The sequence below is a fragment of the Roseovarius sp. MBR-51 genome (assembly GCF_053628575.1).
Genome location: NZ_JBRJGQ010000004.1, coordinates 24203 through 49437 on the forward strand (window position 1 = coordinate 24203; position 25235 = coordinate 49437).

Consider the following 25235-nt stretch of genomic DNA (forward strand, 5'->3'; position numbering starts at 1 on the left):
ACGTGGAGAAACACCGATGGCAAAACGAGGCAGACCGAGTGCGGCAAGCACGGCGATAGCGCCGGCACAAACGCCCGTGGAGAGGCAGGCGCGCCCGGACGCTTGCTATTCATTGGCGGATGAGGGCGCGCAGGTCTGGCACGCCACGCTCGAGGCTTTGCCCGCTGACTGGATTGGGGCCGAGTCTTTGCCGATCCTTGCCGCCTATTGCCGCACGACTGTTTCGCTGCGCCGCATAGGTCAATTGATCCACCAAGCCGAGCATGGGCCGGGGGCTTTGGACCTTGCGGAATATACGATCCTGCTACGCGAACACGCGCGGCAGGCGCAGGTTCTCAAAACGCTGGGCACCAGCCTGCGCCTTACGCCCCAAAGCCGTCTGAGGGCCGAGAGCGCGGCGCGCAGCGTTGATCGAAACCCCAAGGGGCCGAGGCCGTGGGAAACGTGACGCCCGACGCGGCACGCTCTTGCGGGGGATATTCGATTGTTGCCAGAATCCAAATCAGCGAACCGGCGGCCAAGGCGTTTGCACATGTCCACAGTTGAAACTTTCAGGAGGCTACCATGCCGAACCACAAGACACCGCTCGCCAAAGCCCGATTGACTGGGGCAGACAAGGCGAACCCGCAGCGATACCGCGACCGCAGCGAACCCGCCACGAGCGGGGATCCGGTTGGCGCACCGCCGACCTATCTGAGCAAAGACGGCAAAGAGGTTTGGCGCGAGGCTGCGGGCATCATGTCTTGGCTTGTGCGCGAGGATCGTCTTGCGCTGGAGATTGCCGCGCAGGCGGTGGCCGCAATCCGCGAAACCGCAAAGGCCAGTGATGCGGTCAAAGCGGCGCAACTGACCGCCGCGCGACAGGCTCTTGCAAGCCTTGGAGCAACCCCGGCAGATCGAAGCAAGATCCACATTCCCGGCGATGGCGACGAACACGACCCATTCGCTCAATTCGACGCGTAGCCAGCATGCACGAAATGCGATGCTCCAACAGAGAAAGGACGAATTTATGAGGGAATATCAAGAGCGGCAAATTTTTAACCCTGGGTCGGTAGACGGCCCTTCTCCCGAAGTGCATCGAGAGAATCAGGATCAAGCGAGTTTGCGTGATTTAGAAGCTGAAGTGCGCGACTTACGAGTGCGGCTTCAACTTCTGGAAGGCTGTTTTTTTCAGGGTGATCATCGACGGAGGTAGTCACAGCAATCTCCGAGCCTTTGCCGAACTGAAAGTTGATGCGGCCATTTACATAGCCGCCGTTGGAATCCGCCCCACGTTGAATTTCCAAAACCTGAATTCGTGTTAAATCGTTCACATTAATATTCCCTGATTCCTACTTTCACAGATGTTGTCACCTAAAGCCTTCTGTGTCGAATCCCGGTCTTACTAATAAAGCAGAGGTGGTGCGTTAGCGTGTGAAGCTGCGCGGCTTTGAAACTATAGTCTCGAGAAAGAACTTGCGCGGTTCAAGATACTTTGCGTCAATAGATAATAGCCGAATTCGGGAGAACGGGCATTGTTCGGACAGTTCAAGATTGTTGCTGGTGATTTTCGCACCGACGTTAAACACCAATACCTGAATCAAAATTTAATGCTTCACGAGGTTGGAGGCTGGGGATTGAAGGCAACTAAGTATCCAACTTCAAGTGTTGTTGCCGTTGAAGAAGTAAACACAGACACCGACCGCAAAATGGGCGGCACTGTTGGCTGGGGCGTTGCAGGAGCGCTTATTGCTGGCCCACTTGGAGCGGTTGCCGCAGGTTATCTGGGAGGGAAGACGAATGACGTGGTTTTCATTTGTAGGCTTGATGACGGAAAAGAATTCGTGGGTGTCATGAAAAAGAGCATGTTCGCCTCTCTCTCAGCGCCGTTTTTACTCAAGAAAAGTTGACGGCAACGCCCTGTCACAACTTGATACAGCGGATGGCTAAGGGCACGAGCTGAACGAGGGGCGGGCCAGCATCGCGGCGCGGGTTGCGAATATGCCGAGGGGCTACCGGAGTGACGTCGAACCTAATGCAAATTTGCACGAGGTCCCGCATCTTCCCGGCGTTCCTCTTTCGGAACGGGCGGCGGCGCAAGCGCCCGTAAGCCGAGGCGATGCCGCCCGCCTGCTGAACGTGTCCGAGCGGAGCGTGGCTAGATCGTCTTGCGCAGCCTCACACCAGCGCCGCCGCCATTCTCTGGGATGAATTCCACCCCGGCAGATTCGAGGGCTGCGCGGATGGCCGCGATGGTGCGCGGATAGGGCGAACTCTGGCCCATTTCAAAGCCTGCAATGGTTCGTTTTGCAACGCCGGTGGCGCTGGAGAGATCATCTTGCGACATGGCCAGCATGGCACGGGCGGCGCGGCATTGTTCGGGCGTCATATTCTACCTTGCACTTTTGATGCAGTTTGCGTTATTGATGCAGAGTTGCACCATTGGTGCAATATCATAATGGGAGACTATGACAATGACATTCATTCAAACAAACCGCCGCCGCTTGTTGCTTGGGCTGGCCGCCGCATCGACCGCCGCAGCCACGGGGGCCGCAGCACAGGGCCATGCAGCACCGCAGGAAGCCCCTGAGTTGCTTTCACTGGCAGACGGGCTGAGCGACCGGCTACAGGCTTACAAAGATGCTACGGCACAGGTTCAGCAGATTGCAGAAACTTGGGGGCCGCAGTGGCCTAAGCCTGACACAGAGATCTTTGCCTATGGTGAAGATTGCAAAACTCATCGGGATATTCTTGGCCGAGGGATCCAAACCGAAGGTTTTGAATGTAAACTCTTTGTTCGGGATGTGGGAACGCCGGAACATTTCGGAAAGTTGGCAAAATATGGGTGGGGCAGGTATCATCATAAGATGCAAACCAAGACCCAAAGGGGGGCCAAGCTGGCGCAGCGGTGGGCAGAGCGGGAAGCTGCGAAGGTTGAACCGGCCCGCGCTTATTGGTCAGAGGTTGACCGGATCACGGAAGCCTCTGGCATTGAAGCTGCACAGGAGCGAGCGGTATCGGCACGTAAGGAACTTAAGGGCTTAGTTGGCCAGATCATCCATTTCAGGGAAAAGACCGTCACCGGGTTAATCATCAAGGCACAGGCCATGCAAGCATGGCAGGAGGTGGAACCCTTCTATCGACAGCTTGACCTAGATGCTATTGCATGGGCCGAGGCCATGACTGCAACGGTGTTGCGACAGGCGGCTTGAACCTATCACCAGATCGACAAGGGCCGGGCGCGGGAATCGCCCGGCTTTTTCTATGGTGCGAAATGTGGTGACAAATCCGGTGACAAGGCAAAAACAGGAGGGGAAGGCGTAGCTTTATGCTATCCCTAACCTCTTGTTTTTTCTTGATTTAGTGGTGAGCCGTGCAGGATTCGAACCTGCGACCCACTGATTAAAAGTCAGTTGCTCTACCAACTGAGCTAACGGCCCACTAGACGCGGTATCTAGAAAGAGCGGGGCGGGGGGTCAACCCCGAAAGTGCAAGATAATTCCGCGATCTGCTGGATTCGTCGCAAGGCGCAGTTTATATGCGCGAGCATGAGCCACGATGACCACACCGGATTGCCCTTTTTCAAGATGCATGGGCTGGGAAACGACTTTGTCGTGCTGGACGAGCGCGCGCGCGATCTGGGGCTGACGCCCGCGTTGATCACGGCCATTGCGGACCGGCATCGGGGCATTGGATTTGATCAGTTGGCGGTCATCACGCAAGGCATGGGCGATGCGCATCTGACGTTCTACAATGCCGATGGCTCGACCTCTGCGGCCTGCGGCAATGCCACGCGCTGCATCGCGCGGCATTTGATGGACGAGAGCGGCAAGACGCGGCTTGAACTGAGCACGGCGCGCGGCGCGCTGGTGGCGGTCGATGCGGGCGGCGGGCTGACATCTGTGAATATGGGGCGGCCGCAGCTGGATTGGGCCGAGATTCCGCTGGCCGAGGCGATGGATACGCTCGAATTGCCGATCGAGGGTGGTCCCGTGGCCACGGGCATGGGCAATCCGCATTGCACGTTTTTCGTGGCCGATGCCGAGGCGGTGCCGCTCGAGCAGTTCGGGCCGCGGTATGAGCATCATCCGCTTTACCCGGAGCGCACGAATGTGCAGGTGGCGACGGTGATTGGCCCCGATCACATCCGTATGCGGGTCTGGGAGCGCGGGGTTGGCGTGACGCTCGCCTCTGGCTCGTCGTCCTGTGCGACGGCGGTGGCGGCGGCGCGGCGGGGGCTGACGGGGCGCCGGGTGCGGATTGATCTTGATGGTGGCACGATCCATGTCGACTGGCGCGAGGATGGCGTCTGGATGACCGGCGAGACGGCGCATGTGGCAAGCGGCGTGTTCACGCCGGCGTTTCTGGCGGCGAAGCGATGACATCCGCCCCGAAATTCACCACGCTCGGCTGTCGGCTCAATGCCTATGAAACCGAGGCGATGAAGGAATTGGCGGGCCAAGCGGGCCTAGGCAATGCGGTCATCGTCAACACCTGTGCGGTGACATCCGAGGCGGTACGCAAGGCGCGGCAGGAAATCCGGCGCTTGCGGCGCGAGAACCCTGAGGCGCGGCTGATCGTGACGGGGTGCGCCGCGCAGACCGAGCCCGAAACCTTTGCCGCGATGCCCGAGGTGGATGCGGTCATCGGCAATACCGAGAAGATGGTGGCGGACACATGGGCCCGGCTGGCGGGGGATTTCATCGGCGAGACCGAGCGGGTGCTGGTCGATGACATCATGTCGGTGCGCGAAACAGCCGGGCATCTGATTGATGGATTCGGCAGCCGCAGCCGCGCCTATGTGCAGGTGCAAAACGGCTGCGATCATCGCTGCACGTTCTGCATCATCCCGTTTGGCCGGGGCAATTCGCGCTCTGTGCCTGCCGGTGTCGTGGTCGAACAGATCAAGCGACTGGTGGGGGCAGGTTACAACGAGGTCGTGCTGACCGGCGTGGACCTGACAAGCTGGGGGGCAGATTTGCCGGCCACGCCCAAGCTTGGCGATCTGGTGATGCGGATTCTGCGGCTGGTGCCGGACCTGCCGCGCCTGCGGATCTCGTCGATCGATTCGATCGAGGTGGATGAGAACCTGATGCAGGCGATTGCCACGGAGCCGCGCCTCATGCCGCATCTGCATCTGAGTCTGCAACATGGCGATGATCTGATTCTCAAGCGGATGAAGCGGCGGCATTTGCGGGATGACGCCATTCGCTTTGCAGAAGAGGCGCGGCGCTTGCGGCCCGAGATGACCTTTGGCGCGGATATTATCGCAGGCTTTCCGACCGAGACGGAGGCGCATTTCGAAAACTCCTTGCGGCTGGTCGAGGACTGTCATCTGACATGGCTGCATGTGTTTCCCTATTCCCCGCGCCCCGGCACGCCCGCAGCACGGATGCCGCAGGTCAATGGCCGCGCCATCAAGGACCGCGCCGGGCGGTTGCGGGCTGCCGGTGAGGCACGGGTTATCGCCCATCTGGCCGCACAGCAGGGGCGCGAGCACGCGGTGCTGATGGAGGCGCCGCGCATGGGGCGCACCGAGCAATTCACCGAGGTCGTTTTCGACAGTGACCGCCCCGTGGGGCAGATTGTGCGCGCGCGGGTTACGGGCTGGCAGGGCGGGCAATTGACGGCGGCCTGAGGGCGCAGACCTCTGCCGGAGCGCGTGGGGATGGGTGGCAAGGAGTATTTGCAGAACGGTGAAAGCCGGGCGCTTGCCAAAAATGCCACAATCGGGGGTCTAGACCATTGGTTTTGCTGGACCTGAGGCCGGGGCTTGGGTAGATTCAGGGAAACGGGACGCGAACGATCCCGAACCTTGAGGCAGTATCACATGTATCCCGAGCGGTTTGCGAACCTACCGGCCTATGCGTTTCCGCGCTTGCGGACCCTATTGGACGCCCATGCGCCCGGCGGAGAAGTCGTGCATATGACCATTGGCGAGCCCAAGCACGCATTTCCGCGTTGGATCGTTGATATCATTTCGGAAAATGCCGATGGCTTTGGCGTGTACCCGACCAATGAGGGCATGCCAGCGCTGCTTGAGGCCGCGAGCGATTGGGTGGGGCGGCGCTATGGCGTGACGCTTGATCCGGCGACGCGGATCATGGCGCTCAATGGCACGCGTGAGGGGCTTTATAATGCGATGATGGCGCTCAGCCCGGAAACCAAGGGCGGCAAGCGCCCGGTGGTGCTGGTGCCCAACCCGTTTTATCAGGTCTATATGGTGGCGGCGCTGAGCGTGGGGGCTGAGCCGGTGTTTCTGAATGCCACCCATGAAACCGGCTTTCTGCCGGATTTCGGGGCGTTGTCGGAGGAGGTTCTGAACCGGGTGACGGTCGCCTATCTGTGCTCGCCCGCCAATCCGCAAGGCACGGTGGCGAGCCGTGCCTATTGGGCGGATTTGATCCGGCTGGCGGAAAAGCACGATTTCCGCATTTTTGCCGATGAGTGCTATGCCGAGATTTACCGCGATACGCCCCCGGTGGGCATTCTGGAGGTCGCGCAGGAGATGGGCGCGGACCCTGAGCGGATCGTGGCCTTTCACAGCCTCTCGAAGCGGTCGAACCTGCCGGGGCTGCGCAGCGGTTTCGTCGCGACAGGACCGCAGAACATCGCGCAGATGAAACAGTTGCGCAATTATGCCGGATCGCCGCTGCCGATGCCGTTGCAGCATGTCGCGGCCCGTCTTTGGGCGGATGAGGCGCATGTGATCGAAAATCGCCGCCTCTACGGCGAGAAATACGAGATGGCCGATGACATCCTCGGCAACTTGCCGGGATATCACAGCCCCGAGGCCGGGTTTTTCCTGTGGTTGCCTGTCGAGGATGGCGAGGCGGCGACGCTGCGGCTCTGGCGGGAAACCGGCGTGCGGGTTTTGCCCGGTGCCTATCTGAGCCAGGAGGCGGGGGGCGTGAACCCCGGTCAGGGTTATATTCGGGTCGCGATGGTGGCCCCAAAAACCGAGATGGCGGGTGGCCTTAGGCGGCTGCGTGACTGTCTCTATGGATGATTGAGGACGAGGGACGACATGGCATATCAGACGCGCGGGCGCGACCCTTTGCTGGACAGCAACATGGCTGAGGCGATCGAGAAACGTGGCAAGGAATTGCTGGGTCTTGTGTTGATCGTCCTCGGGCTGATGGCGGCGGCAATGGTGGTCTCGTACAGCCCGGATGATCCGAGCTGGATGTCGGCCACCGATGCGCCGGTGCAGAACTGGATGGGGCGGCTGGGCGCGTCGATGGCGGCGCCGCTGTTCATGATCATCGGTTGGGGGTCTTGGGGATTTGCCATCGTTTTGGCGGTCTGGGGTGCGCGGCTGGCGCTGCACCGGGGCGAGGAACGGGCCATGGGGCGGTTGATTTTTGCACCGATCTGGCTGGCGGTTCTCGCTCTTTATGCCTCGTCTCTGGCGCCGGGCGCGGAGTGGGCGCAGACCCATAGCTTTGGGTTGGGCGGGCTCTTTGGCGATACCGTGCTTGGGGCACTGCTGGGCATCCTGCCGATTGGGGCAAGCGTCGGGCTCAAGGTTTTGTCGCTGGCGCTCGGCGCGGGGGTGCTGGTTCTGGGCGCCTTTGTCTTGGGCTTTACCAAGGTCGAACTGCGCCGGATAGCGCGGTTCCTGCTGGTGGGGGCGATCCTGTGCTATGCAGCGGTGATGAAGGCCATGGGCCGTGGCGCCGGTGGGGCGGCGCAGGCCGGACAGGCCGTGCAGGCGATGATGGCCGAGCGGCGCGCGCGGCGTGACGAGACGGCTGTTGCGCGTGCAGCGGTGCCGCTGCGGGCAGAACCCGCATTGGAGGGCGCACGGGTGCGTCGGGCCGATACTGTTCCGTTGACGGCGGACCGGCGCGGCCCTGCCGTGTCAAAACCCCCGCAGCCGGTCGAAAAGCCGGGTGGGTTGTTGGCGCGCATGCCGATGTTGATGCGCAAGCCCGACGTGATGCCAGAGCCGGAATTGGTGGAGGCCGCGACCTATGAGGGGGCCGCGGAAATGCCCGGTGATGATCGTATCCGGGCCAAGATCTCTGACGTGATCAAGTCGCGGGTGCGGCAGAATCCTGCGGTGCGTGTGGAATCGGTGGCGCCTCTGACCAAAGGCCGGGGCAGGGGGCCTGATCCGTTGATCCTGAACTCTGCGCCGCGCGGATCATTGCCACCCGAACCGCCGCTGACCGCGCGCCATGCCGCGCAAGCGCCTGCGCTGATGCAGAGCGCGCGCCCGGCAACCCACTACCCGTCCGAGCCGCCGCTGACGGCGCGGTTACCCGCAGCAGAGCCCGCGCCGACGATTGATCTGGATGAGGATGAGGATTTCGACGCAATGATCGAGGCCTATGGTCTGGATGATGCACCGGAGATGGCTGCCCCCGCGCCGCGCATTCCGGTGCCCGAGCCTCGCAAGGTGGTGCAGCACGCCCCGCGCAAGCCGGTGCAGCCCTCGTCGCGGGCCATCGCCGAGGCGCAACCGACCCTGAAGTTCGAGGCCCCGGCGCAACCGGAATATGAATTGCCGCCGCTCAGCCTCTTGGCGGACCCCGAGCAGATTCAGCGGCATCATCTGAGCGATGAGTCGCTGGAAGAAAACGCGCGGATGCTGGAAAGCGTGCTGGATGATTATGGCGTCAAGGGCGAGATTGTCAGCGTGCGCCCCGGCCCCGTGGTCACGATGTATGAGTTAGAACCTGCACCGGGGCTCAAGGCGAGCCGGGTAATCGGTCTGGCGGATGATATTGCGCGCTCCATGTCGGCGCTCTCGGCGCGGGTCTCGACGGTGCCGGGGCGGAGCGTCATCGGCATCGAATTGCCCAATGACAACCGCGAGATGGTGGGCTTTCGCGAAATCCTGTCGAGCCGTGCCTATGGCGATGGCAATCAAAAGCTGCCTTTGGCGCTGGGCAAGGATATTGGCGGTGATCCGATTGTGGCCAACCTTGCCAAGATGCCCCACCTCTTGATCGCGGGCACCACCGGGTCGGGGAAATCGGTGGCGATCAACACGATGATCCTGAGCCTCTTGTACAAGCTGACGCCGGATGAATGCCGTCTGATCATGATCGACCCCAAGATGCTGGAACTCAGCGTTTATGACGGCATTCCGCATCTGCTCAGCCCCGTTGTGACCGATCCGAAAAAGGCGGTGGTCGCGCTCAAATGGGTGGTGGCCGAGATGGAGGACCGCTATCGCAAGATGTCCAAGATGGGCGTGCGCAATATCGACGGCTATAATGGCCGGGTGGCCGAGGCGCTCAAGAAAGGCGAGATGTTCAGCCGCACGGTGCAGACCGGGTTTGACGACGATACCGGCGAGCCGGTGTTCGAGACCGAGGAATTCGCCCCCGAGAAGATGCCCTATATCGTGGTGATCGTCGACGAGATGGCCGATCTGATGATGGTCGCGGGCAAAGAAATCGAGGCCTGTATTCAGCGTCTGGCGCAGATGGCGCGCGCCTCTGGCATTCACCTCATCATGGCGACGCAGCGCCCGTCGGTTGATGTGATCACCGGCACGATCAAGGCGAATTTCCCGACGCGGATTTCGTTTCAGGTCACGTCAAAAATCGACAGCCGCACCATTCTGGGTGAGATGGGCGCAGAGCAGCTTCTTGGCATGGGCGACATGCTCTATATGGCCGGGGGCGGTAAGATTACCCGTTGCCACGGACCCTTCGTGAGTGATGAAGAGGTTGAAGAGGTGGTTAATCACCTCAAGGCTTATGGTCCGCCGACCTATGTGGGATCGGTGCTGCAAGGCCCGGACGAGGACAAGGCCGACAGCATCGATGCGGTGCTGGGTCTGTCTTCGGGCAGTGGGGCCGAGGGCGATGATCTGCTCTATGATCAGGCGGTGGCGATTGTGATCAAGGATCGCAAATGCTCGACCTCCTATATTCAGCGCAAGCTGGCGATTGGCTATAACAAGGCTGCGCGTCTGGTCGAGCAGATGGAAGATGAGGGCGTGGTCAGTTCCTCGAATCACGTGGGCAAGCGCGAGGTTCTGGTGCCGGAGCCGCAGTAGACCGCTGCGAATTCGGCGGCCTGTCGCCTGTTCCACGACTTTTTTACCTCTCCCACTGGTGCAATCCCACGCGGGACGCCCTAACTTGAGAGCATGAAACACATGCGTATTCTGATGATGCCCGTCCTCTGGGCGGCGATGGCCCTCCCGGCGGCGGCGGAAAAGCTGACTTTGGGGGAAATTTCCACCTATCTCAACGGGTTGAAGACCGCGCAGGGCGCCTTTACCCAGATAAATGAGGATGGCACGATCAGCACCGGGCGCATTCTGATCAAGCGTCCCGGTCGGGTGCGGTTCGAATATGACCCGCCAGAAGAGGCGTTGGTGGTGGCCGATGGCGATACGGTCGGGATCATTGATCCGCGCTCGAACGACGGGCCGGTGGGCTATCCGCTCAACCGCACCCCGCTCAAGATCATTCTGGCACGCAACGTGGACTTGACGCGCGAGCGTATGGTTGTGGGGTATGGCAGCGACGGCACCTCGACCACGGTGCGGGCGCAAGACCCGGCTAACCCGGAATACGGCAGCATTGATCTGGTCTTTACCGGCAGCCCCGTGGAATTGCGCCAATGGGTGATCCATGACGGCAGCGGCAGTCAGACCACGGTCGTTCTGGGGGACATGCAGCGCGATGTCCGGCTGAATGACGACAGTTTCGTCATTCCCGGCAAGAATCGGATGCGGATGGACCGTTAAGCGACCCGTCCTGACGGACGAACCGCCGTTGCCCTGTCAGATCAGACGACGCGTGCAGGTGCCAAGCTGGGCACGATAGGTCTGAGACCGGCTTTCCACATCGCCCGCCACACGCAACAGCCACGGTTTGCTGTTGTAACTGGCGCGCGCGAACCCGGTGCGCCCCTCGTGATAGGCGAGATACTGGTTGCGCGCATCGCCGAGCGAAATGCCCAAGCGTTCGTTGGATTGTGCCATGTACCAGCCCATGAAATCCGTGGCATCCCTGATATCGGTCCGCCGCGCGCTGTATTGGCCGGTGGCGCGCTGGTACTCTTCCCAAGTGCCATCGAGCGCCTGACTATAGCCATAGGCCGAACTGATTCGTCCGGTCGGGATAATGCCCAACGTCCAGCGAAACGGCGTGCGCGCATCGCTGATGAATTTGCTTTCCTGATAGAGTGTCGCCATCTGCACATGGGCTGGCACGCCCCATTTGCGCTCGGTCGCGCGAAAGGCGCGGGCGTATTCGGGGCGCTCATCCAGAATGGCGCATGCGTGGTCAAGATTGCGCGGGGCAGTGCCATAGCCATTGCCGCCCCCACAGGAGGCCAGCACGAACAACACCATCAACGCGCGAAGAGTTCTGCTCATTTGCCTCTCGCTCTCTTTTTTTGCCAGTTTAACGGAAAGCGTTTCCGGGGGGAATCACGAATTCACAGGCTTTGCGCCGAAGTCCGCTGTCACGCTTGTGTTCACAGACTGTTTCCCAAGTGTTTCAGCCGATTATTGGACAAACCACCCTTGAAAGGTTTACAATCCAAGGGTAGGGGCAAACGCGATATGATTAGAACACGTGCAAAATATCATCTGGGCCAAGTGGTCCGTCACAAGAAGCACCCGTTTCGCGGGGTAATCTTTGACGTGGATCCGCAGTTCTCGAATACCGAGGAATGGTATGCCTCGATTCCCGAGGACAGTCGCCCGTCCAAGGAACAGCCGTTCTATCACCTGCTGGCGGAAAACGAGCAGAGCTACTATGTGGCCTATGTGAGCGAACAGAACCTCGTGGCCGATTATTCGGGCGAACCGGTGGATCACCCGGACATTCCCGATCTCTTCGGGCCGTTCGAGGATGGGCATTACCCGCTGCATTTCCAATTGAACTGATACAGGCAGGGCGCGCCAGACTGGCGCACCCTCTCCGATCTCAGTACCCGAGCGCGCAGCCGTCCTTGCGCGGGTCGCTTCCCCCCTCAAGAACGCCGTCCTCATGGATATAGATCGCCTGCGCGCCGCCGATGGGGCCGGGTTGACGCAGGATGTCATGCCCCATGTCGGCAAGGGTCTGTGCCACATCGTCCCCATAGCCCCGCTCAAGATTGAGCCCCAGAGGATCGGCAAAGGCGCGCGGCGCGTCGATGGCGGATTGCGGGTCCATCCCGAAATCGCGCAGGTTCGACACCATCCGCGCATGCCCCGTTGACTGATACGAGCCACCCATCACGCCAAAGGGCATGGTGACGCGGTCATTCTCGGTCAACATGCCGGGGATGATCGTGTGCATCGGGCGCTTGCCGCCGCCGAATTCGTTGGGATGCCCCTCTTCCAGAGTAAAGCCCGCACCGCGGTTTTGCAGCAGCACGCCGAATTTCTCGGACGCGATGCCAGAGCCGAAGCCGTGGAAGATGGAATAGATCAGCGACACTGCCATGCGGTCGCGGTCGACCACGGTAATATAGATCGTGTCACGGTGCACCGCCTCTGTCAGGGGTTTGGCGGCGGCCATGGCGCGTTTGGGATCAATCAGCGCGGCCAGTTTCGCTGCCGTCTCATCCGAGAGCATATAGTCGAGTTTGCGCATGTGATCGGGGTCGGCGATGAAGCGGTTGCGCGCGTCATAGGCCAGTTTGGTGGCCTCGGCCTCGATATGCACACGCTCGGCGCCAAACGGGTCCATCCCGGCAATATCGAAATGTTTCAGGATGTTGAGCAGCAGGATTGCGGTGGCACCCTGACCGTTTGGCGGATGCTCGACCAGATTGGCGCCTTTGTAGTCGCCGCTGACGGGGGTGGTGTAATCACAGCGCTGGCCCGCGAAATCAGCCGCCGTATGGGTGCCGCCCAGCGCGTTGAGCGTGGCAATGATATCCTCGGCCACTTCGCCTTCGTAATAGGCGGCGCGGCCGTCGCGGGCGATACGGCGCAACACCTCGGCCTGACCGGGGGCGCGGAACATCTGGCCTGCCTTGGGTGGGGTGCCAATGGGCATGAAATGGGTGCGGCCATGCCCCTGAAGCACAGCGCCCGCCGTGGGCCAGTCAAAGGCCACGCGGGGGGCCACTGGCACGCCCTCTTCCGCGTAGCGGATGGCGGGGGCAAAGAGCGCATCGAGCCCAAGCCGCCCGTGATCGGCGCTGAGTTGGCAAAAGGCGTCGATGGCACCGGGGACGGTGACTGCATGCGCGCTCTGGAGCGGCACGGTGTCATGGCCTGCGGCACGCAGCGCAGCGGCAGAGGCGCCAGCGGGCGCGCGGCCAGAGCCGTTGAGCGCCTGAATGGTGTTGCTGCCGGGCGCGTTGAAAAGCACAAAGCAATCACCGCCGATGCCGGTCATCTGCGGTTCGCAGAGGCCCAACAGGACCGCGCCCGCGATGGCCGCATCCATGGCGTTGCCACCGCGTTCGAGCATGTCGATCGCAACCTTGGCCGCAAGTGGATGCGACGTGGCGCACATCCCATTGGTGGCGAATGTGGCCGAGCGGCCGGGCGTATGAAAATCGCGCATATCGTGTCCTTGTGTCAGTGGTAGAAGGACACTAGGCGCAGCCGCAGGATTTGCCAATCGGGGAGGGGCGGTAAAACCTCGGCGTCGCGCGCTGGGTGGGGGCAATTACACGCGCCGCCGAGGGAAGCCATATGCAGCTACAGACTTTGTTATGCTGGGGCTGTGCGGCGTGAGTTTGCTCAGATTGAGGTAAAATTGCGGCGGGCGATTCCTCTGGTTGTATCAGGGCGTGATCAGCCCGAATTCGAGCGTCAGGTGGTTCCAGCCCGCGTGGCGGCGATAGGCGATCCGGTCCGTGAGGTCGCGAATCAGAAACCAGCCGAATCCCCCCTCGGGCAGATCGTCGCGCGCGGCGGTGTGTGCAGGACGATCGCCGCCGGGGAGTTCAAGGCCGGGCAGCGGCCTGCCGTGGTCACTGAGCACGCAGATGAGCCGCGCCGGGGACAGAGTGGCGGCGAGGCGGATCGCGCCCCGTGCGTCCGCTGCATAGGCATGTTCCACGATATTGTTGAGCGCCTCTGCCAAGGCGAGTTCGACTGAACCACAGAGGTCGTCTGCTAGGCCCTGCGCCTGCAGCCAGTGCCGCGCCTGTGCGAGGATATCCCGCACCGTGAGGTCGGTTGCCGTTGCGGTGAGTGTGACTCTCTGTGACGTTTTCTGCGCTGTGCTCTGTGGTGTGGCGTCCTGGGTCAACGCGCGCTTCCTTTGGTGATGGTCATGGCGCTGTGCGCGCAACCGGGTCACCCGGTTGCGCGAGATCTGAGATCAAAGATATCATCATGGATCGTAAAGACCGATTCCATCCGGGTGAGGCGAAACACCTTGGCGACATCGGGTGTGAGCCCGGCCAGATCGAGCCGCCGCGCCCCCCCCATCTGTTTCATCGCGGCGACAATCGCGCCCAGACCGCTTGAATCGACAAAGGTCACATTGCTGAGGTCCAGCACCACATGACCCGGGCCGGTCGCGGTGGCGGCACGCATGGCGTCCTTGAACCGGATGGCCGCGGCGGCATCAACGCGCGCCTCGCCAACCGTGATGATGGTCATCTGAGAATATTGGGTGGATTGCAGATCCATGGTGCCTCCGGCGGGATACGTAGTAATACAGGGCACGCTAGACCCAATTCCTTACCATTCGGTATGCAGGATCAGGATTTGCGAGGAGGCAAAGATGCAAGATGTGGTGATCGCAGGGGCGGCGCGCACGCCCATGGGCGGATTTCAGGGCGATTTCGATGGGGTGCCCGCGGCGGAACTGGGCGGCGTTGCGATTCGCGCGGCGCTGCTGGATGCCGGGGCCAAGACCGTGGATGAGGTGTTGATGGGCTGCGTGCTGCCCGCAGGGCAGGGACAGGCCCCGGCGCGGCAGGCGGGCTTTCTGGGGGGCTTGGGCGAGGAGGTGCCGGCCACCACGCTCAACAAGATGTGCGGATCGGGCATGAAGGCCGCGATGATGGCGTTTGACCAGATCGCGCTGGGCCACGCGGAGGTGATGCTCGCGGGCGGCATGGAATCAATGTCGGGCGCGCCCTATCTCTTGCCCCAGATGCGCGGCGGGGCGCGGTTGGGGCACGCGCAGGCGGTCGATCACATGTTTCTTGACGGGCTCGAGGATGCCTATGACAAGGGCCGCCTGATGGGCACCTTTGCCGAGGATTGCGCAGAGGCGTTTCAATTCACCCGCGAGGCGCAGGATGCCTATGCACTGGCCTCGTTGCAGGGCGCGCTCGATGCGCAGGCCAGTGGTGCCTTTGCGCGCGAGATTGCGCCGGTCACGGTCCGGACCCGCAAGGGCGAGGTGGTGATTTCCGCCGATGAGCAACCGGCCAAGGCGCGGCCCGAGAAAATTCCGACGCTGAAACCGGCGTTTCGGCCGGGTGGCACGGTGACGGCGGCCAATTCCAGTTCGATCAGCGATGGGGCTGCGGCACTGGTGCTGGCGTCGGGGGCTGCGGCAGAGGCGCGGGGCTTGCAGGTGCGCGCGCGAATCATGGGGCATGGCAGCCATGCACAGGCGCCCGGCCTCTTTACCACCGCGCCGGTTCCTGCGGCGCGCAAGCTCTTGGACCGTCTGGGTTGGAGCGTGGCGGATGTCGATCTCTGGGAGGTGAACGAGGCCTTTGCGGTGGTGCCCATGGCGTTCATGCATGAGATGGGCGTGGCGCGAGAGCGGCTCAACGTCAATGGCGGGGCATGCGCGCTGGGTCATCCCATTGGGGCGTCGGGCGCGCGGATCATGGTGACGTTGCTCAATGCGCTGGAAACACGCGGGCTCAAACGTGGCGTGGCCGCCATCTGCATCGGCGGCGGCGAGGGCACGGCGATTGCGATCGAGCGGGTTTGATCCTGTTCAAGCCGCTTCGAGATCGCGTCGCATCGTGGCCATGCCCTTGCGGCGCGACAGTTCCTCGTATCCTGCCTTGCGGTAGAGGTTGAGGGCTGGCGCGTTGTCGAGTTCGACCTTGAGCGTGATGGTCAGCGCGTTGAGTTGGCGCGCGGCCTCTTCGGCCATGGACAAGAGCACCTCACCGGTGCCGCCGCGCATGCTCTCTTCGACAAAGACGTAAGTGAGGTGGCGCACCTCGGGGCCGATGCCCACACGCAGCGCGAAAAAGCCCACTTCGCGCCCGGCCTCATCCATCAGATAAAAGGTCTCGTCGTCAAGATCGCCCACCCATTTCAGCGCCCATTCGCGCGTATCAAAGGGATGGCTGGCCTGCGGATTGACGAGGGCGAGATCGTCCTTGTCGGTCAAAAGGCGTGCCAGCGGTTCCAGATCACGGGTCAGGTTGCGGTGCAGGCTCAGCCGGGGCATATGTCGGTTTCCTTATAGTCGATGTCGGATTCGTATTCGGGGCGCGTCTTTGCCATGGTCGGGCAGGGGATGCAACCCAAAGGCGGCACGCTGCCTCTGGCCTTGGCGCGCGGGGCGTGGCATATCTCGTCCATGCGGATCGACTATGACCATATCACCCGGACCATCGCCGCGCTCACCGACGGGGAGAGCGACGAAGTTGCGCTCATGGCCACGGTGGTATGCGAGGTGCATCACGCTGATGACCGGTTCGACTGGACCGGGTTTTACCGTGTCACAGCGCCTGAAATGCTCAAGATCGGGCCATATCAGGGCGGGCATGGATGCCTGAGCATCCCGTTTTCACGCGGGGTTTGCGGTGCTGCGGCGCGCACGGGGGCTGTGCAACTGGTGCCGGATGTCGATGCCTTTCCGGGGCATATCGCCTGCGCGAGTTCCACGCGCTCCGAGATTGTCCTGCCGGTGCGGGACGGGGCGGGGCGGTTGATTGCGGTGTTCGATATCGACAGCGATCAACCGGATGCCTTTACCGAGGAAGATGCGGCACGGCTTGGCGAGATACTGGCGGCTGTGTTCGGGCGGATTTGAGGCGGGTTGCCTTCGCCTCAAACACCCCCTCTCAACGCCCCTTCCACACCGGATCGCGTTTCTCGGCAAAGGCGCGTGCGCCCTCTTTCTGATCCTCGGAGGCGTAGAGGATATCCACCGTCTCGAACTGCCGCCGGGTGATCCGGTTCATCGCATCCTGAAAGCGCATTGCCTCGGCCTCGCGCACGATTTCCTTGATCGCGGCATAGACCAGCGGCGGGCCATTGGCGATGGTCTGGGCCATGGCGCGGGCCTCGGCCATCAAGCGATCAGCGGGGTGGATATGGTTGACCAGTCCCCAGTGCGCGGCCTCTTTTGCATCAAACCAGCGGCCGGTGATCAAAAGCTCCATGGCGATGTGATAGGGGATGCGCTTGGGCAGCTTGATACTGGCGGCATCGGCCACGGTGCCGGACCGGATTTCGGGCAGGGCAAAACTGGCGTGCTCGGCGGCAAGGATGATATCCGTCGAGAGCGCCAGTTCCAGCCCGCCGCCACAGGCGATGCCGTTGATCGCGGCGATCACCGGCTTGTTCAGCCCGCGCAATTCCTGCAACCCGCCAAAGCCGCCGACGCCATAATCGCTATCAGGCGCCTCGCCCTCTGCGGCGGATTTGAGGTCCCAGCCGGGGCAAAAGAACCTGTCGCCCGCGCCGGTCAGGATCGCCACGCGCAGGTCGGGATCGTCGCGGAAATCGCGGAAGACCTCGCCCATGATGCGGCTGGTGGCGGCGTCGATGGCATTGGCCTTGGGGCGGTCCAGCGTCACCTCGAGCACGGCACCGTTGCGTTCGGTGCGAATGGGCGTGTCGGTCATGGTCTCTCTCCCTTGGTGATGAGCGCGTCCACCGCAACCGCGTCTGATGCGGTGCAGAGGAGCGGGTTGATTTCCACCTCTTCGAGGCTGTCGGCATGGGCTGTAACATAGGCCTGCACCGCCATGACCGCCCGGATGATTGCCGGTCTGTCCGTGGCGGGCTGACCGCGATAGCCGTTCAGGAGCGGTGCCGCGCGCAGGCGGTCAAGTGCCTGCGTGATGTCGGTTTCCGTTACGGGCAAAAGCAGCGTGACGGTATCGCGAAGGATCTCGGTGAGGGTGCCACCGGCGCCAAGGGTCAGCACAAAGCCATGCGCCGGATCACGCAGCACGCCGATCAGCAGTTCCGCGATCATGCCCTCGATCATCTCTTCGATGAGCCAGCTTTGACAGGGCATGGCCATTGCCTTGGCCTGAGCCTCAGGGAGGTTGGCGGCATGGCGCAGAAAGACCACGCCGCCTGCCTCGGTCTTGTGCGCCAGCCCCTCGGCCTTGATCACCAAGGGCAGGGGCATGGCGGTGAGGATCGCCGCGAGTTCCGCGGTAGAGGTTGCACGGCGCGCCTGTGGGATGCGCAGCCCATGGGCGGCGAGCGACGCCTTGGCCTCCGCCTCGGTCAGGGTATGGGGCTGCGCGGGCGTGCCGGGCAGGAGCAGGGGGGCCGGTGTGGTGCGCGCCTGTCCCAGCCACGCAGCGTGGGCAATGGCGCTGAGGCCATCATCCAGCCCCGAGAGTGGGATCAAACCGCTTGCGATGGCGCGGTCTGCCACAGCCTCGGACAGGCAATCGGGCAGGGTGGCTATGAGCGCGAGCGGTTTGCCCACCCGGCGTTGCGCCTCTGCGCCCGCCTCGAATATACAGTCCCAAGCCGCGGGATCGCAGCGGTCGGGGCGCGGAAAATCGGCGATCAGCACACCGATATCGGCAGGACCATCAAGGGCTGCGGCAAAGGTTGCGGCCATGGCGGGCACATCGCCCCAGATGAAGGTGTGGTAATCGAGCGGGTTGGCGAGGGCCACCCGAGGCCCGAGTGCGGCGCGCAGGGCGCTGGCCTGAAGTGGCGTGAGCGGCGGCAAGGTAACGTCGTGATCAAGGGCGGTGTCGGCCATCAGGCTCGCTTCGCCGCCCGAGCAGGAGATCGAGACCACTGCATTGCCGGGCAGGGGGCCCGCGAAATGCAAGAGTTTCAGCGTTTCCAGCATCTGCGGCAGGGATGTGACCTGCGCAATTCCCAATCGCGCCAAGAGCGCGGTCGCCCCCGCGCCGCTCCCCGCCAAAGAGGCCGTGTGCGATTGCGTGGCGGTGCGCGCCTGTTCCGAGCGGCCGGATTTGAGGGCGACGATGGATTTGCCCGCCTTGTGCGCGGCCTCGGCCAATGCCTCAAAGGCGCGCAGATCGCCCACGCCTTCGATATGCAGGCCAAGGGCGGTGACGCGGGGATCCTCCAAAAGCGCGCGGCCAAGGTCAGCAAGACCAAGCTGCGCCTGATTGCCCACGGTCATGAGGTAAGCAATCGGCAGGCCGCGCGCCTGCATGCTGAGGTTGATGGCGATGTTCGAGCTTTGTGTGAGGATCGCCACACCGCGCGCGCAGCGCCGCCCGCCATGTTGGTCAGGCCAGAGCAGCGCGCCGTCGAGATAATTGACGAAGCCATAGCAATTGGGGCCGATGATGGGCATATCGCCTGCGGCCTCCAGGAGCCGCGCCTGCATTGCCGCGCCATCGCCCAGCTCTGCCTCGGCCTCGAGAAAGCCTGCGGCAAAGCAGACCGCACCGCCTGCGCCCATCGCGCGCAGTTCTGCCACGGTGGCGATCGTGGCCGCGCGGTTGACGCCGACAAAGACCGCATCAGGCACGCCGGGCAACGCCTCAAGCGAGGGATAGGCGCGGGTGCCGCCGATCTCGGGCTTGGTGGGATGCACCGGCCAGACCGGTCCGGCAAAGCCAATGCCGGCGCATTGCCGGATGAGATTGGCGCACCATGTGCCGCCGCCGATCACGGCGATGGAGGCGGGGCGGAGGAGGCGGGAGAGGTCACGCATCGGGCTGGCCTTGGGCAAAGAGGTCGGATGCCTCCGGCGGGGATATTTCTGGCAAGAAGAAGCGGCCATAACGGTTTGTTAACCGTGCGCGGCTAATCTGGTCCCACGGTACAGGCGGGGACGCCGATGACCGTGCAAGGAGAAGGGCAGTGTCCTTTTTTCGGGGGGATGGCCGGGTGCCGGTCTCCCCCTTTCTTCTTGCTGTAAATATCCCCGCCGGAGGCATCAAAACTCTATGCCCCCAAGGGCCGCAGCATCTCGCGGCTGATGATGTGGCGCTGGATCTCGGATGTGCCGTCCCAGATGCGTTCGACCCTTGCGTCGCGCCAGAACCGTTCGATTGGCAGGTCGTCCATCAGCCCCATGCCGCCATGGATTTGCAGCGTGGCGTCTGTCACGCGGGCCAGCATTTCGCTGGCGTAGAGCTTGGCGCTGGCGATCTCGCGGTTGGCGGGCAGGCCCTGATCGAGCCGCCAGGCGGCGTTGAGGGTCAGAAGGTCGGCGGCGTCGATTTCCGTAATCATGTCGGCCAGTTGAAAGCTGACGCCTTGGAATTTGCCAATCGCCTGCCCGAATTGTTCCCGCTCTGCCGCGTAGCGCAGGGCGTGATCAAAGCAGCGGCGCGCGCGGCCCACGGCCATGGTGGCCACGGTGATCCGCGTGGCATAAAGCCAGTCGTTCATCACCGCAAACCCGCCGTCAACCTCGCCCAGCACTTGTGCATCGGGCAGGCGGCAGTCGTCGAATTCGAGCACCATGTTCTTGTAGCCACGGTGGCTCACGGATCTATAGCCGTCGCGGATGGTGAAGCCCGGCGTGCCGCGATCCACGAGGAAGGTGGTGATGCGCTTTTTCGGGCCCTTGTCGGTCTGATCCTCGCCGGTGGCGACAAAGACGATCACGAAATCGGCGTGATCGGCGCCCGAGATGAAATGCTTGGTGCCGTTGAGCACCCAATCGCCGCCGTCGCGCCGCGCGCTGCATTTCATGCCGCGCACATCCGATCCCGCCCCAGGTTCGGTCATGGCGAGCGCATCCATCCGCTCGCCGCGCACGGCGGGGTGCAGGTAGCGGTCGATCTGTTCGCCCTGACAAGCCATCAGGATATTCTGCGGCCGCCCAAAGAAATGCGTGAGCGCCATGGAGCCGCGCCCCAATTCGCGCTCGACAAGGGCGAATTCGAGATGGCTGAGCCCCGCGCCGCCGACGGATTCGGGAAAGTTGCAGGCGTAAAAGCCAAGGTCGATGGTTTTCTGCTTGATGGCTTGCGCCACGTCGGGCGGCACCTCGCCGGTGCGCTCGACGAGGGCCTCGTGGGGGTAGATTTCATTTTCGACAAAGCTGCGCACGGTGGAGACGATCATCTCTTGCTCGTCGGTCAGTCCGAAGTGCATCTCACACCTCCTTGTGCAGCTTGGCAAGCGCCTCGACCCGCGCCAGCACATCGGCACGCGGATCGCAGGATTTGCGGGAGGTGAGGTCGACATGCAGCATGAACTGGTCGGAGGTGGCCAGAAGCGCGCCATCGCTGTCGCGCTTCATCTCATGGAAACAGCGCAGCTTCTTGCCCTCGCCTTGGGTCACACGCGTCTCGACGAGGACATATTCGCCAGCATGGGCTTCGGCCAGAAAGCTGATGGTGTTCTCGACCGTGAAATAGCTGAGACCGCCCGCGATATAGGCGGCATCCGCGCCAACATGGGCCATCACCGCATCGGCGGCGTCGCTGAAAAGCTGGCCAAAGCGGCCCTCGTTCATATGGCCGTTGTAATCGGTCCAATCCGCCGGGATCACGCGGCGGGCACTGATAATGGGCGTGCTGTCGCTGAGCGGGGCAGTGATTGTTGCCTGATGTTCGTTGATCAGCCGTCCCGCCGCATTGCCCTGTTGGCGCAGCGCGCGCAGCATGGCGACGAGGTTATTGTCGCGTTTGCGTTCGAGTTCGCGGATCGTCAGGTGGCCGGATTGGGCATCCGACTGATCGGCGATCATCTGGGCCAAGTCCTCGGTCAGTTCCGGCACATCCATGAGCTTGGTCCAAGGCCAGGATAGGCAGGGGCCGAACTGGTCGATGAAATGTTTCATGCCTGCTTCGCCGCCGGCGATGCGGTAGGTTTCGAACAGGCCCATCTGCCCCCAGCGCAGGCCAAAGCCGTAGCGGATGGCGTTGTCGATTTCCTCGGTGGTGGCGATGCCGTCCTTGATGAGCCACAGCGCCTCGCGCCAGACGGCTTCGAGGAAGCGGTCCGCGATATGGGCGTCGATTTCCTTTTGCACATGCAGGGGGAAGTGGCCGAGCGAGGTGAGAATATCCTTTGCCCGCGCGATGAGGTCGGAGGTGTTTTTCTCGGTCGTGACCAGTTCGATCAGTGGCAAGAGATAGACCGGATTGAACGGATGCGTCACGACGATCTGCTCGGGCCGGGTGGCGCAGCCCTGCAATTCCGAGGGTTTGAAGCCGGAAGTGGAGGAGCCGATGATCGCGCCTGCATCGCAATGTTCTTGCAGGGTCTGGAAAACCTTGCGTTTCAATTCCAGCCGTTCGGGCACGCTTTCCTGTATCCACTCCGCGCCCTGGACTGTTTCGGACATGGTGGGGTGAAAGCTGAGTTTGCCCTCTGGGGGCAGCGCCACGTCATAGAGCATGGGCAGGGCGTGGCGGGCGTTGTCCAGCACCGCGTCGATTTTGCGCGCGGCCTCGGGATCGGGGTCGAACACCCGCACATCCCAGCCGTTGAGAAGGAAACGCGCGGCCCAGCCGCCGCCGATCACGCCACCGCCGATGATTGCTGCTGTTCTCGCCATTAGACCATGCTCTCCGTATGTCCGTCCACGGCCAGAATCTGGCCCGTTATCTTGCTTGCGGCGGGTGAGGCGAGGAAAAGCGCCATATCCGCCAGATCATCCGCCGTGACCCATGTGCGCAGGCTGGTGCCCTGCGCATAGAGAGCGCGCACCGCGTCCTCGGTCCGGCCAGAGGCGCGGGCCTCCATTTCCACCACACGCTCCATCCGCGGGCCTTCGACCGCGCCGGGGGCGATGGCGTTGACGCGCACGCCCGCGGGGCCAAGCTCCATCGCCAGCGTCTTGGTCAGCCCCACCAGCCCCCATTTTGCGGCCACATAAGGCGTGCGGTAGGGCACGCCGTGCAGGCCAGAGGTGGAGGTGGTGATCAGGATGAGCCCCGATCCTTGCGCACGCATCACCCGTGCCGCCCAACGACAGGCGAGGAATGTGCCAAAAAGATTGACGCCAACGCAGGCCTGCCACGCGGTAAAGTCCATCTCCTTGATCCGGCCCGCAGGACCGCCAGTGCCGGCATTGGCGCAGAGCACATCCGCCCCGCCCCATGTGGCCTCGACATGGCTCAGGAAGGCGGTCATCTGCGCCTCGTCGGTGACATCGGCCTGATGCGCGATCATGGCGGGATGGTCGGTCTGCATCCGGGCCACCGCCGCGCCATCGGCATCGCAAATCGCCACCCGGTCGCCGCGCGCGGCAAAGCGTTCGGCCAAGCGCCGCCCGATCCCCGACGCGCCGCCGGTGATCACGACGCGCTGGCTCATCCGCGCGGGGCCCGTTTGGTGAGGCGCAGTTTCTGGCGCACTTCGGCGGGGGTCATCAGGCGTGCGCCCAGCCCCTCGATGATGCCCTTTGCCCGTTCGACCAGTTGTGCATTGGTGGCCAGCACGCCGCGGTCGAGCATGAGGTTATCCTCAAGCCCCACGCGCACATGCCCGCCCGCCAGAACCGAGGCCGCGACATAGGGCATCTGGTGGCGGCCCAGCGAAAAGGCGGAAAAGGTCCAATTCTCTGGCACGTTGTTGACCATCGCCATGAAGGTGTTGAGATCGTCGGGCGCGCCCCATGGCACGCCCATGCAGAGCTGCACCAGCGCATCGGGCTCCAGAATACCATCCTTGACCAATTGCTTGGCATACCAGAGATGGCCGGTGTCAAACGCCTCGATTTCCGGTTTCACACCCAGTTCGGTCATCATCCGGCCCATGGCCTGCAACATGCCGGGGGTGTTGGTCATGACATAATCGGCCTCGGCGAAATTCATCGTGCCGCAGTCGAGCGTGCAAATCTCGGGCAGACATTCGGCGACATGGGCCACGCGCTCGGTCGCACCCGCCATGTCGGTGCCTTTGGGCGAGAGGGGCAGGGGGGATTCGACACCGCCAAAGATCATGTCGCCGCCCATGCCCGCCGTCAGGTTCAGCACCACATCGGTGTCGCTGTCGCGGATGCGGTCGGTCAACTCGCGGAAGAGCTTGAGATCGCGGGAGGGCGCGCCGGTTTCGGGGTCGCGCACATGGCAATGCACCACGGCGGCGCCTGCCTTGGCGGCGGCAATCGCGCTCTCGGCAATCTCTTTGGGCGAGCGGGGGACATGCGGGCTTTTGTCTTGTGTGGCCCCCGATCCGGTGACGGCACAGGTGATGAAAACCTCGCGGTTCATGGTGAGCGGCATGGTATCCTCCGGTTTCGCTGTTGGCCTGAGCCTAGCGTGCTGGCAGACGGATTGAGTGTGCGCTATAAGACAATAATCATGCCGCAATGGACAAAATCATCTGGTGCCCCGGTGCGCATCGCGCTCCTGCTCTTTGACAGGTTCTCGAACCTGTGCCTTGCCAATTGTCTGGAGCCGTTGCGCGCCGCCAATACGCTAGGGCCAGGCCGTGGGTTTGACTGGCAAATCCTCACGCTGGATGGGGGGCCTGCGCGTTCGTCCAGCGGGATCGAGGTTTTGGCGCATGGTGGTTTGGGGGCGCTGACATCCTGCGATTACCTCTTTGTGCTGGCGAGTTACGATCATGACCGGCATGACACCGCTGCCACCCGGCGCGCGCTGCAAGCGGCGGCGCGGCGGGCGGGGGTGACGGTGGGGCTGGATACCGGGCCATGGCTCTTGGCCTCTGCGGGGCTGTTGGATGGGCGGCGGGCGACGGTGCATTGGGACCTGCTCGATGCCTTTACCGAGCGGTTTCTGGCGGTCACGCCGGAACGCGCGCGGGTGCTGCGCGATGGGGCGCGGATGACCTGCGCGGGGGCGATGTCGGCGCTTGATCTCACGCTGGGGCTGATCAGCGATCATCTGGGGATGGCGGTGCGGCTGGATGTCGAGGCGCTGTTTCTGCATGGCGACCCGCCTGTGGTGCCAGCGCGCGACGGTGAGGCTGTGGGGGATCCGCTGGTACGTCGGGCGCTGGGGCTGATGCGCGATCATGTCGAGCGGCCGCTGTCGCTGAGCGATCTGGCGCGGCGGTTGTCGTGCCAGCCGCGCACGCTGGATCGGCGGTTCCGGGCGGGCCTTGGCGCGCCGCCGGGGGCTGTCTATCGCCATCTCAGGCTCGCGGCGGCGCGCAAGCTGGTCGAGAACACGCGGCTGGGCATGGCGGAGATTGCGCTGCGCTCGGGCTACGAATCGCCTGCGGCGCTGACCCGTGCGCTGCGGCGGCAGTATGGCACCACGCCGCGCGCATTGCGGCGGGGCTAGGGGGC

At 63.0% G+C, this 25235-nt stretch carries 26 protein-coding genes and 1 tRNA gene; 13 read left to right on the forward strand and 14 right to left on the reverse strand.

Going from position 1 to position 25235, the window contains the following annotated elements:
• The first annotated feature begins 16 nt into the window (after positions 1–16).
• Both ACSSVY_RS06580 and ACSSVY_RS06585 read left to right on the forward strand, forming a co-directional pair.
• On the forward strand, positions 17–448 hold the full coding sequence (locus ACSSVY_RS06580; RefSeq protein ID WP_454268620.1) for a hypothetical protein: 432 nt from the start codon (positions 17–19) through the stop codon (positions 446–448).
• A 116-nt stretch (positions 449–564) separates the two neighbouring features.
• Positions 565–963 (forward strand): hypothetical protein, encoded by a 399-nt coding sequence (locus ACSSVY_RS06585; protein ID WP_454268621.1) that lies wholly within the window; start codon positions 565–567, stop codon positions 961–963.
• Between the two features lie 74 nt (positions 964–1037).
• Here the strand turns inward: ACSSVY_RS06585 and ACSSVY_RS06590 are convergent, their stop codons facing one another.
• Positions 1038–1313, reverse strand: a complete 276-nt coding sequence (locus ACSSVY_RS06590; RefSeq protein WP_454268622.1) for a hypothetical protein — start codon at positions 1311–1313, stop codon at positions 1038–1040.
• A gap of 201 nt (positions 1314–1514) precedes the next feature.
• On the opposite strand from ACSSVY_RS06590, the gene ACSSVY_RS06595 reads away from it, so the two are divergent.
• On the forward strand, positions 1515–1889 hold the full coding sequence (locus tag ACSSVY_RS06595) for a hypothetical protein (RefSeq protein ID WP_454268623.1): 375 nt from the start codon (positions 1515–1517) through the stop codon (positions 1887–1889).
• 248 nt (positions 1890–2137) lie between these two features.
• Here the strand turns inward: ACSSVY_RS06595 and ACSSVY_RS06600 are convergent, their stop codons facing one another.
• Positions 2138–2368, reverse strand: coding sequence for a helix-turn-helix domain-containing protein (locus tag ACSSVY_RS06600; RefSeq protein ID WP_454268624.1), 231 nt, complete (start codon positions 2366–2368; stop codon positions 2138–2140).
• 85 nt (positions 2369–2453) lie between these two features.
• Between ACSSVY_RS06600 and ACSSVY_RS06605 the strand changes: the two genes are divergently transcribed.
• Complete coding sequence (locus tag ACSSVY_RS06605) at positions 2454–3191, forward strand: hypothetical protein (RefSeq protein WP_454268625.1); 738 nt, start codon at positions 2454–2456, stop codon at positions 3189–3191.
• Between the two features lie 152 nt (positions 3192–3343).
• Here the strand turns inward: ACSSVY_RS06605 and ACSSVY_RS06610 are convergent.
• A tRNA-Lys gene (locus tag ACSSVY_RS06610) sits at positions 3344–3419 on the reverse strand.
• 108 nt (positions 3420–3527) lie between these two features.
• Here ACSSVY_RS06610 and dapF point away from each other — a divergent pair.
• The 5 genes from dapF to ACSSVY_RS06635 all read left to right on the forward strand — a co-directional run bounded on the left by dapF (position 3528) and on the right by ACSSVY_RS06635 (position 10696).
• On the forward strand, positions 3528–4361 hold the full coding sequence (gene dapF, locus ACSSVY_RS06615; RefSeq protein WP_454268626.1) for a diaminopimelate epimerase: 834 nt from the start codon (positions 3528–3530) through the stop codon (positions 4359–4361).
• A complete protein-coding gene (gene mtaB / locus ACSSVY_RS06620; RefSeq protein WP_454268627.1) occupies positions 4358–5617 on the forward strand; it encodes a tRNA (N(6)-L-threonylcarbamoyladenosine(37)-C(2))-methylthiotransferase MtaB in 1260 nt (419 codons plus the stop codon). The genes dapF and mtaB overlap by 4 nt, the downstream gene beginning before the upstream one ends.
• Before the next feature lie 192 nt (positions 5618–5809).
• Positions 5810–6988, forward strand: a complete 1179-nt coding sequence (locus ACSSVY_RS06625; RefSeq protein ID WP_454268932.1) for an aminotransferase class I/II-fold pyridoxal phosphate-dependent enzyme — start codon at positions 5810–5812, stop codon at positions 6986–6988.
• Between the two features lie 18 nt (positions 6989–7006).
• A complete protein-coding gene (locus ACSSVY_RS06630) occupies positions 7007–9997 on the forward strand; it encodes a DNA translocase FtsK 4TM domain-containing protein (RefSeq protein ID WP_454268628.1) in 2991 nt (996 codons plus the stop codon).
• 93 nt (positions 9998–10090) lie between these two features.
• Complete coding sequence (locus ACSSVY_RS06635; protein ID WP_454268629.1) at positions 10091–10696, forward strand: LolA family protein; 606 nt, start codon at positions 10091–10093, stop codon at positions 10694–10696.
• A 36-nt stretch (positions 10697–10732) separates the two neighbouring features.
• Here ACSSVY_RS06635 and ACSSVY_RS06640 read toward each other — a convergent pair whose 3' ends face one another.
• Entirely contained in the window at positions 10733–11329 is a 597-nt protein-coding gene (locus tag ACSSVY_RS06640) for a transglycosylase SLT domain-containing protein (RefSeq protein ID WP_454268630.1), read from the reverse strand.
• Positions 11330–11518: 189 nt separating this feature from the next.
• Between ACSSVY_RS06640 and hspQ the strand changes: the two genes are divergently transcribed.
• A complete protein-coding gene (gene hspQ / locus ACSSVY_RS06645) occupies positions 11519–11845 on the forward strand; it encodes a heat shock protein HspQ (protein ID WP_009817586.1) in 327 nt (108 codons plus the stop codon).
• Positions 11846–11885: 40 nt separating this feature from the next.
• Here hspQ and ACSSVY_RS06650 read toward each other — a convergent pair whose 3' ends face one another.
• From ACSSVY_RS06650 to ACSSVY_RS06660, 3 genes are all read right to left on the reverse strand, one after another.
• The gene (locus ACSSVY_RS06650) at positions 11886–13463 is read right to left on the reverse strand and encodes a gamma-glutamyltransferase family protein (RefSeq protein WP_454268631.1); all 1578 of its coding nucleotides are present in this window, start codon (positions 13461–13463) and stop codon (positions 11886–11888) included.
• 222 nt (positions 13464–13685) lie between these two features.
• On the reverse strand, positions 13686–14156 hold the full coding sequence (locus tag ACSSVY_RS06655) for an ATP-binding protein (RefSeq protein ID WP_454268632.1): 471 nt from the start codon (positions 14154–14156) through the stop codon (positions 13686–13688).
• A gap of 47 nt (positions 14157–14203) precedes the next feature.
• On the reverse strand, positions 14204–14542 hold the full coding sequence (locus tag ACSSVY_RS06660; RefSeq protein ID WP_454268633.1) for an STAS domain-containing protein: 339 nt from the start codon (positions 14540–14542) through the stop codon (positions 14204–14206).
• A gap of 94 nt (positions 14543–14636) precedes the next feature.
• Between ACSSVY_RS06660 and ACSSVY_RS06665 the strand changes: the two genes are divergently transcribed.
• Positions 14637–15809 (forward strand): thiolase family protein, encoded by a 1173-nt coding sequence (locus tag ACSSVY_RS06665; RefSeq protein ID WP_454268634.1) that lies wholly within the window; start codon positions 14637–14639, stop codon positions 15807–15809.
• Between the two features lie 6 nt (positions 15810–15815).
• On the opposite strand, the gene ACSSVY_RS06670 is transcribed toward ACSSVY_RS06665, so the two are convergent.
• On the reverse strand, positions 15816–16280 hold the full coding sequence (locus ACSSVY_RS06670) for a GNAT family N-acetyltransferase (RefSeq protein ID WP_454268635.1): 465 nt from the start codon (positions 16278–16280) through the stop codon (positions 15816–15818).
• A 132-nt stretch (positions 16281–16412) separates the two neighbouring features.
• Between ACSSVY_RS06670 and ACSSVY_RS06675 the strand changes: the two genes are divergently transcribed.
• Positions 16413–16868 (forward strand): GAF domain-containing protein, encoded by a 456-nt coding sequence (locus ACSSVY_RS06675; RefSeq protein ID WP_454268934.1) that lies wholly within the window; start codon positions 16413–16415, stop codon positions 16866–16868.
• Positions 16869–16899: 31 nt separating this feature from the next.
• On the opposite strand, the gene ACSSVY_RS06680 is transcribed toward ACSSVY_RS06675, so the two are convergent.
• The 6 genes from ACSSVY_RS06680 to ACSSVY_RS06705 form a co-directional block, all read right to left on the reverse strand.
• On the reverse strand, positions 16900–17685 hold the full coding sequence (locus ACSSVY_RS06680; protein WP_454268636.1) for a carnitinyl-CoA dehydratase: 786 nt from the start codon (positions 17683–17685) through the stop codon (positions 16900–16902).
• Positions 17682–19727, reverse strand: a complete 2046-nt coding sequence (locus ACSSVY_RS06685) for an acetate--CoA ligase family protein (RefSeq protein WP_454268637.1) — start codon at positions 19725–19727, stop codon at positions 17682–17684. The genes ACSSVY_RS06680 and ACSSVY_RS06685 overlap by 4 nt, the downstream gene beginning before the upstream one ends.
• Before the next feature lie 233 nt (positions 19728–19960).
• Positions 19961–21121 (reverse strand): acyl-CoA dehydrogenase family protein, encoded by a 1161-nt coding sequence (locus ACSSVY_RS06690; protein WP_454268638.1) that lies wholly within the window; start codon positions 21119–21121, stop codon positions 19961–19963.
• A 1-nt stretch (position 21122) separates the two neighbouring features.
• Entirely contained in the window at positions 21123–22532 is a 1410-nt protein-coding gene (locus ACSSVY_RS06695; RefSeq protein WP_454268639.1) for a carnitine 3-dehydrogenase, read from the reverse strand.
• Positions 22532–23293, reverse strand: coding sequence for an SDR family oxidoreductase (locus tag ACSSVY_RS06700; RefSeq protein WP_454268640.1), 762 nt, complete (start codon positions 23291–23293; stop codon positions 22532–22534). Before ACSSVY_RS06700 ends, ACSSVY_RS06695 begins: the two co-directional genes overlap by 1 nt.
• The gene (locus ACSSVY_RS06705; protein WP_454268641.1) at positions 23290–24204 is read right to left on the reverse strand and encodes a 3-keto-5-aminohexanoate cleavage protein; all 915 of its coding nucleotides are present in this window, start codon (positions 24202–24204) and stop codon (positions 23290–23292) included. The genes ACSSVY_RS06700 and ACSSVY_RS06705 overlap by 4 nt, the downstream gene beginning before the upstream one ends.
• Positions 24205–24282: 78 nt before the next feature.
• Between ACSSVY_RS06705 and ACSSVY_RS06710 the strand changes: the two genes are divergently transcribed.
• On the forward strand, positions 24283–25230 hold the full coding sequence (locus tag ACSSVY_RS06710) for a GlxA family transcriptional regulator (protein ID WP_296631222.1): 948 nt from the start codon (positions 24283–24285) through the stop codon (positions 25228–25230).
• Positions 25231–25235 lie beyond the last annotated feature (5 nt).

What these genes read in the sequence shown, in the direction of transcription:
- ACSSVY_RS06665 (WP_454268634.1), top strand. Translation starts at nt 14,637, where the DNA reads ATGCAAGATGTGGTGATCGCAGGGGCGGCGCGCACGCCCATGGGCGGA.
- ACSSVY_RS06585 (WP_454268621.1), top strand. Translation starts at nt 565, where the DNA reads ATGCCGAACCACAAGACACCGCTCGCCAAAGCCCGATTGACTGGGGCA.
- ACSSVY_RS06640 (WP_454268630.1), bottom strand. Translation starts at nt 11,329, where the DNA reads ATGAGCAGAACTCTTCGCGCGTTGATGGTGTTGTTCGTGCTGGCCTCC.
- ACSSVY_RS06705 (WP_454268641.1), bottom strand. Translation starts at nt 24,204, where the DNA reads ATGCCGCTCACCATGAACCGCGAGGTTTTCATCACCTGTGCCGTCACC.
- ACSSVY_RS06670 (WP_454268635.1), bottom strand. Translation starts at nt 16,280, where the DNA reads ATGCCCCGGCTGAGCCTGCACCGCAACCTGACCCGTGATCTGGAACCG.
- ACSSVY_RS06635 (WP_454268629.1), top strand. Translation starts at nt 10,091, where the DNA reads ATGAAACACATGCGTATTCTGATGATGCCCGTCCTCTGGGCGGCGATG.
- ACSSVY_RS06605 (WP_454268625.1), top strand. Translation starts at nt 2,454, where the DNA reads ATGACATTCATTCAAACAAACCGCCGCCGCTTGTTGCTTGGGCTGGCC.
- ACSSVY_RS06630 (WP_454268628.1), top strand. Translation starts at nt 7,007, where the DNA reads ATGGCATATCAGACGCGCGGGCGCGACCCTTTGCTGGACAGCAACATG.
- ACSSVY_RS06695 (WP_454268639.1), bottom strand. Translation starts at nt 22,532, where the DNA reads ATGGCGAGAACAGCAGCAATCATCGGCGGTGGCGTGATCGGCGGCGGC.
- ACSSVY_RS06700 (WP_454268640.1), bottom strand. Translation starts at nt 23,293, where the DNA reads ATGAGCCAGCGCGTCGTGATCACCGGCGGCGCGTCGGGGATCGGGCGG.
- dapF (WP_454268626.1), top strand. Translation starts at nt 3,528, where the DNA reads ATGAGCCACGATGACCACACCGGATTGCCCTTTTTCAAGATGCATGGG.
- mtaB (WP_454268627.1), top strand. Translation starts at nt 4,358, where the DNA reads ATGACATCCGCCCCGAAATTCACCACGCTCGGCTGTCGGCTCAATGCC.
- hspQ (WP_009817586.1), top strand. Translation starts at nt 11,519, where the DNA reads ATGATTAGAACACGTGCAAAATATCATCTGGGCCAAGTGGTCCGTCAC.
- ACSSVY_RS06600 (WP_454268624.1), bottom strand. Translation starts at nt 2,368, where the DNA reads ATGACGCCCGAACAATGCCGCGCCGCCCGTGCCATGCTGGCCATGTCG.
- ACSSVY_RS06660 (WP_454268633.1), bottom strand. Translation starts at nt 14,542, where the DNA reads ATGGATCTGCAATCCACCCAATATTCTCAGATGACCATCATCACGGTT.
- ACSSVY_RS06685 (WP_454268637.1), bottom strand. Translation starts at nt 19,727, where the DNA reads ATGCGTGACCTCTCCCGCCTCCTCCGCCCCGCCTCCATCGCCGTGATC.
- ACSSVY_RS06625 (WP_454268932.1), top strand. Translation starts at nt 5,810, where the DNA reads ATGTATCCCGAGCGGTTTGCGAACCTACCGGCCTATGCGTTTCCGCGC.
- ACSSVY_RS06675 (WP_454268934.1), top strand. Translation starts at nt 16,413, where the DNA reads ATGCGGATCGACTATGACCATATCACCCGGACCATCGCCGCGCTCACC.
- ACSSVY_RS06580 (WP_454268620.1), top strand. Translation starts at nt 17, where the DNA reads ATGGCAAAACGAGGCAGACCGAGTGCGGCAAGCACGGCGATAGCGCCG.
- ACSSVY_RS06680 (WP_454268636.1), bottom strand. Translation starts at nt 17,685, where the DNA reads ATGACCGACACGCCCATTCGCACCGAACGCAACGGTGCCGTGCTCGAG.
- ACSSVY_RS06690 (WP_454268638.1), bottom strand. Translation starts at nt 21,121, where the DNA reads ATGCACTTCGGACTGACCGACGAGCAAGAGATGATCGTCTCCACCGTG.
- ACSSVY_RS06650 (WP_454268631.1), bottom strand. Translation starts at nt 13,463, where the DNA reads ATGCGCGATTTTCATACGCCCGGCCGCTCGGCCACATTCGCCACCAAT.
- ACSSVY_RS06710 (WP_296631222.1), top strand. Translation starts at nt 24,283, where the DNA reads ATGCCGCAATGGACAAAATCATCTGGTGCCCCGGTGCGCATCGCGCTC.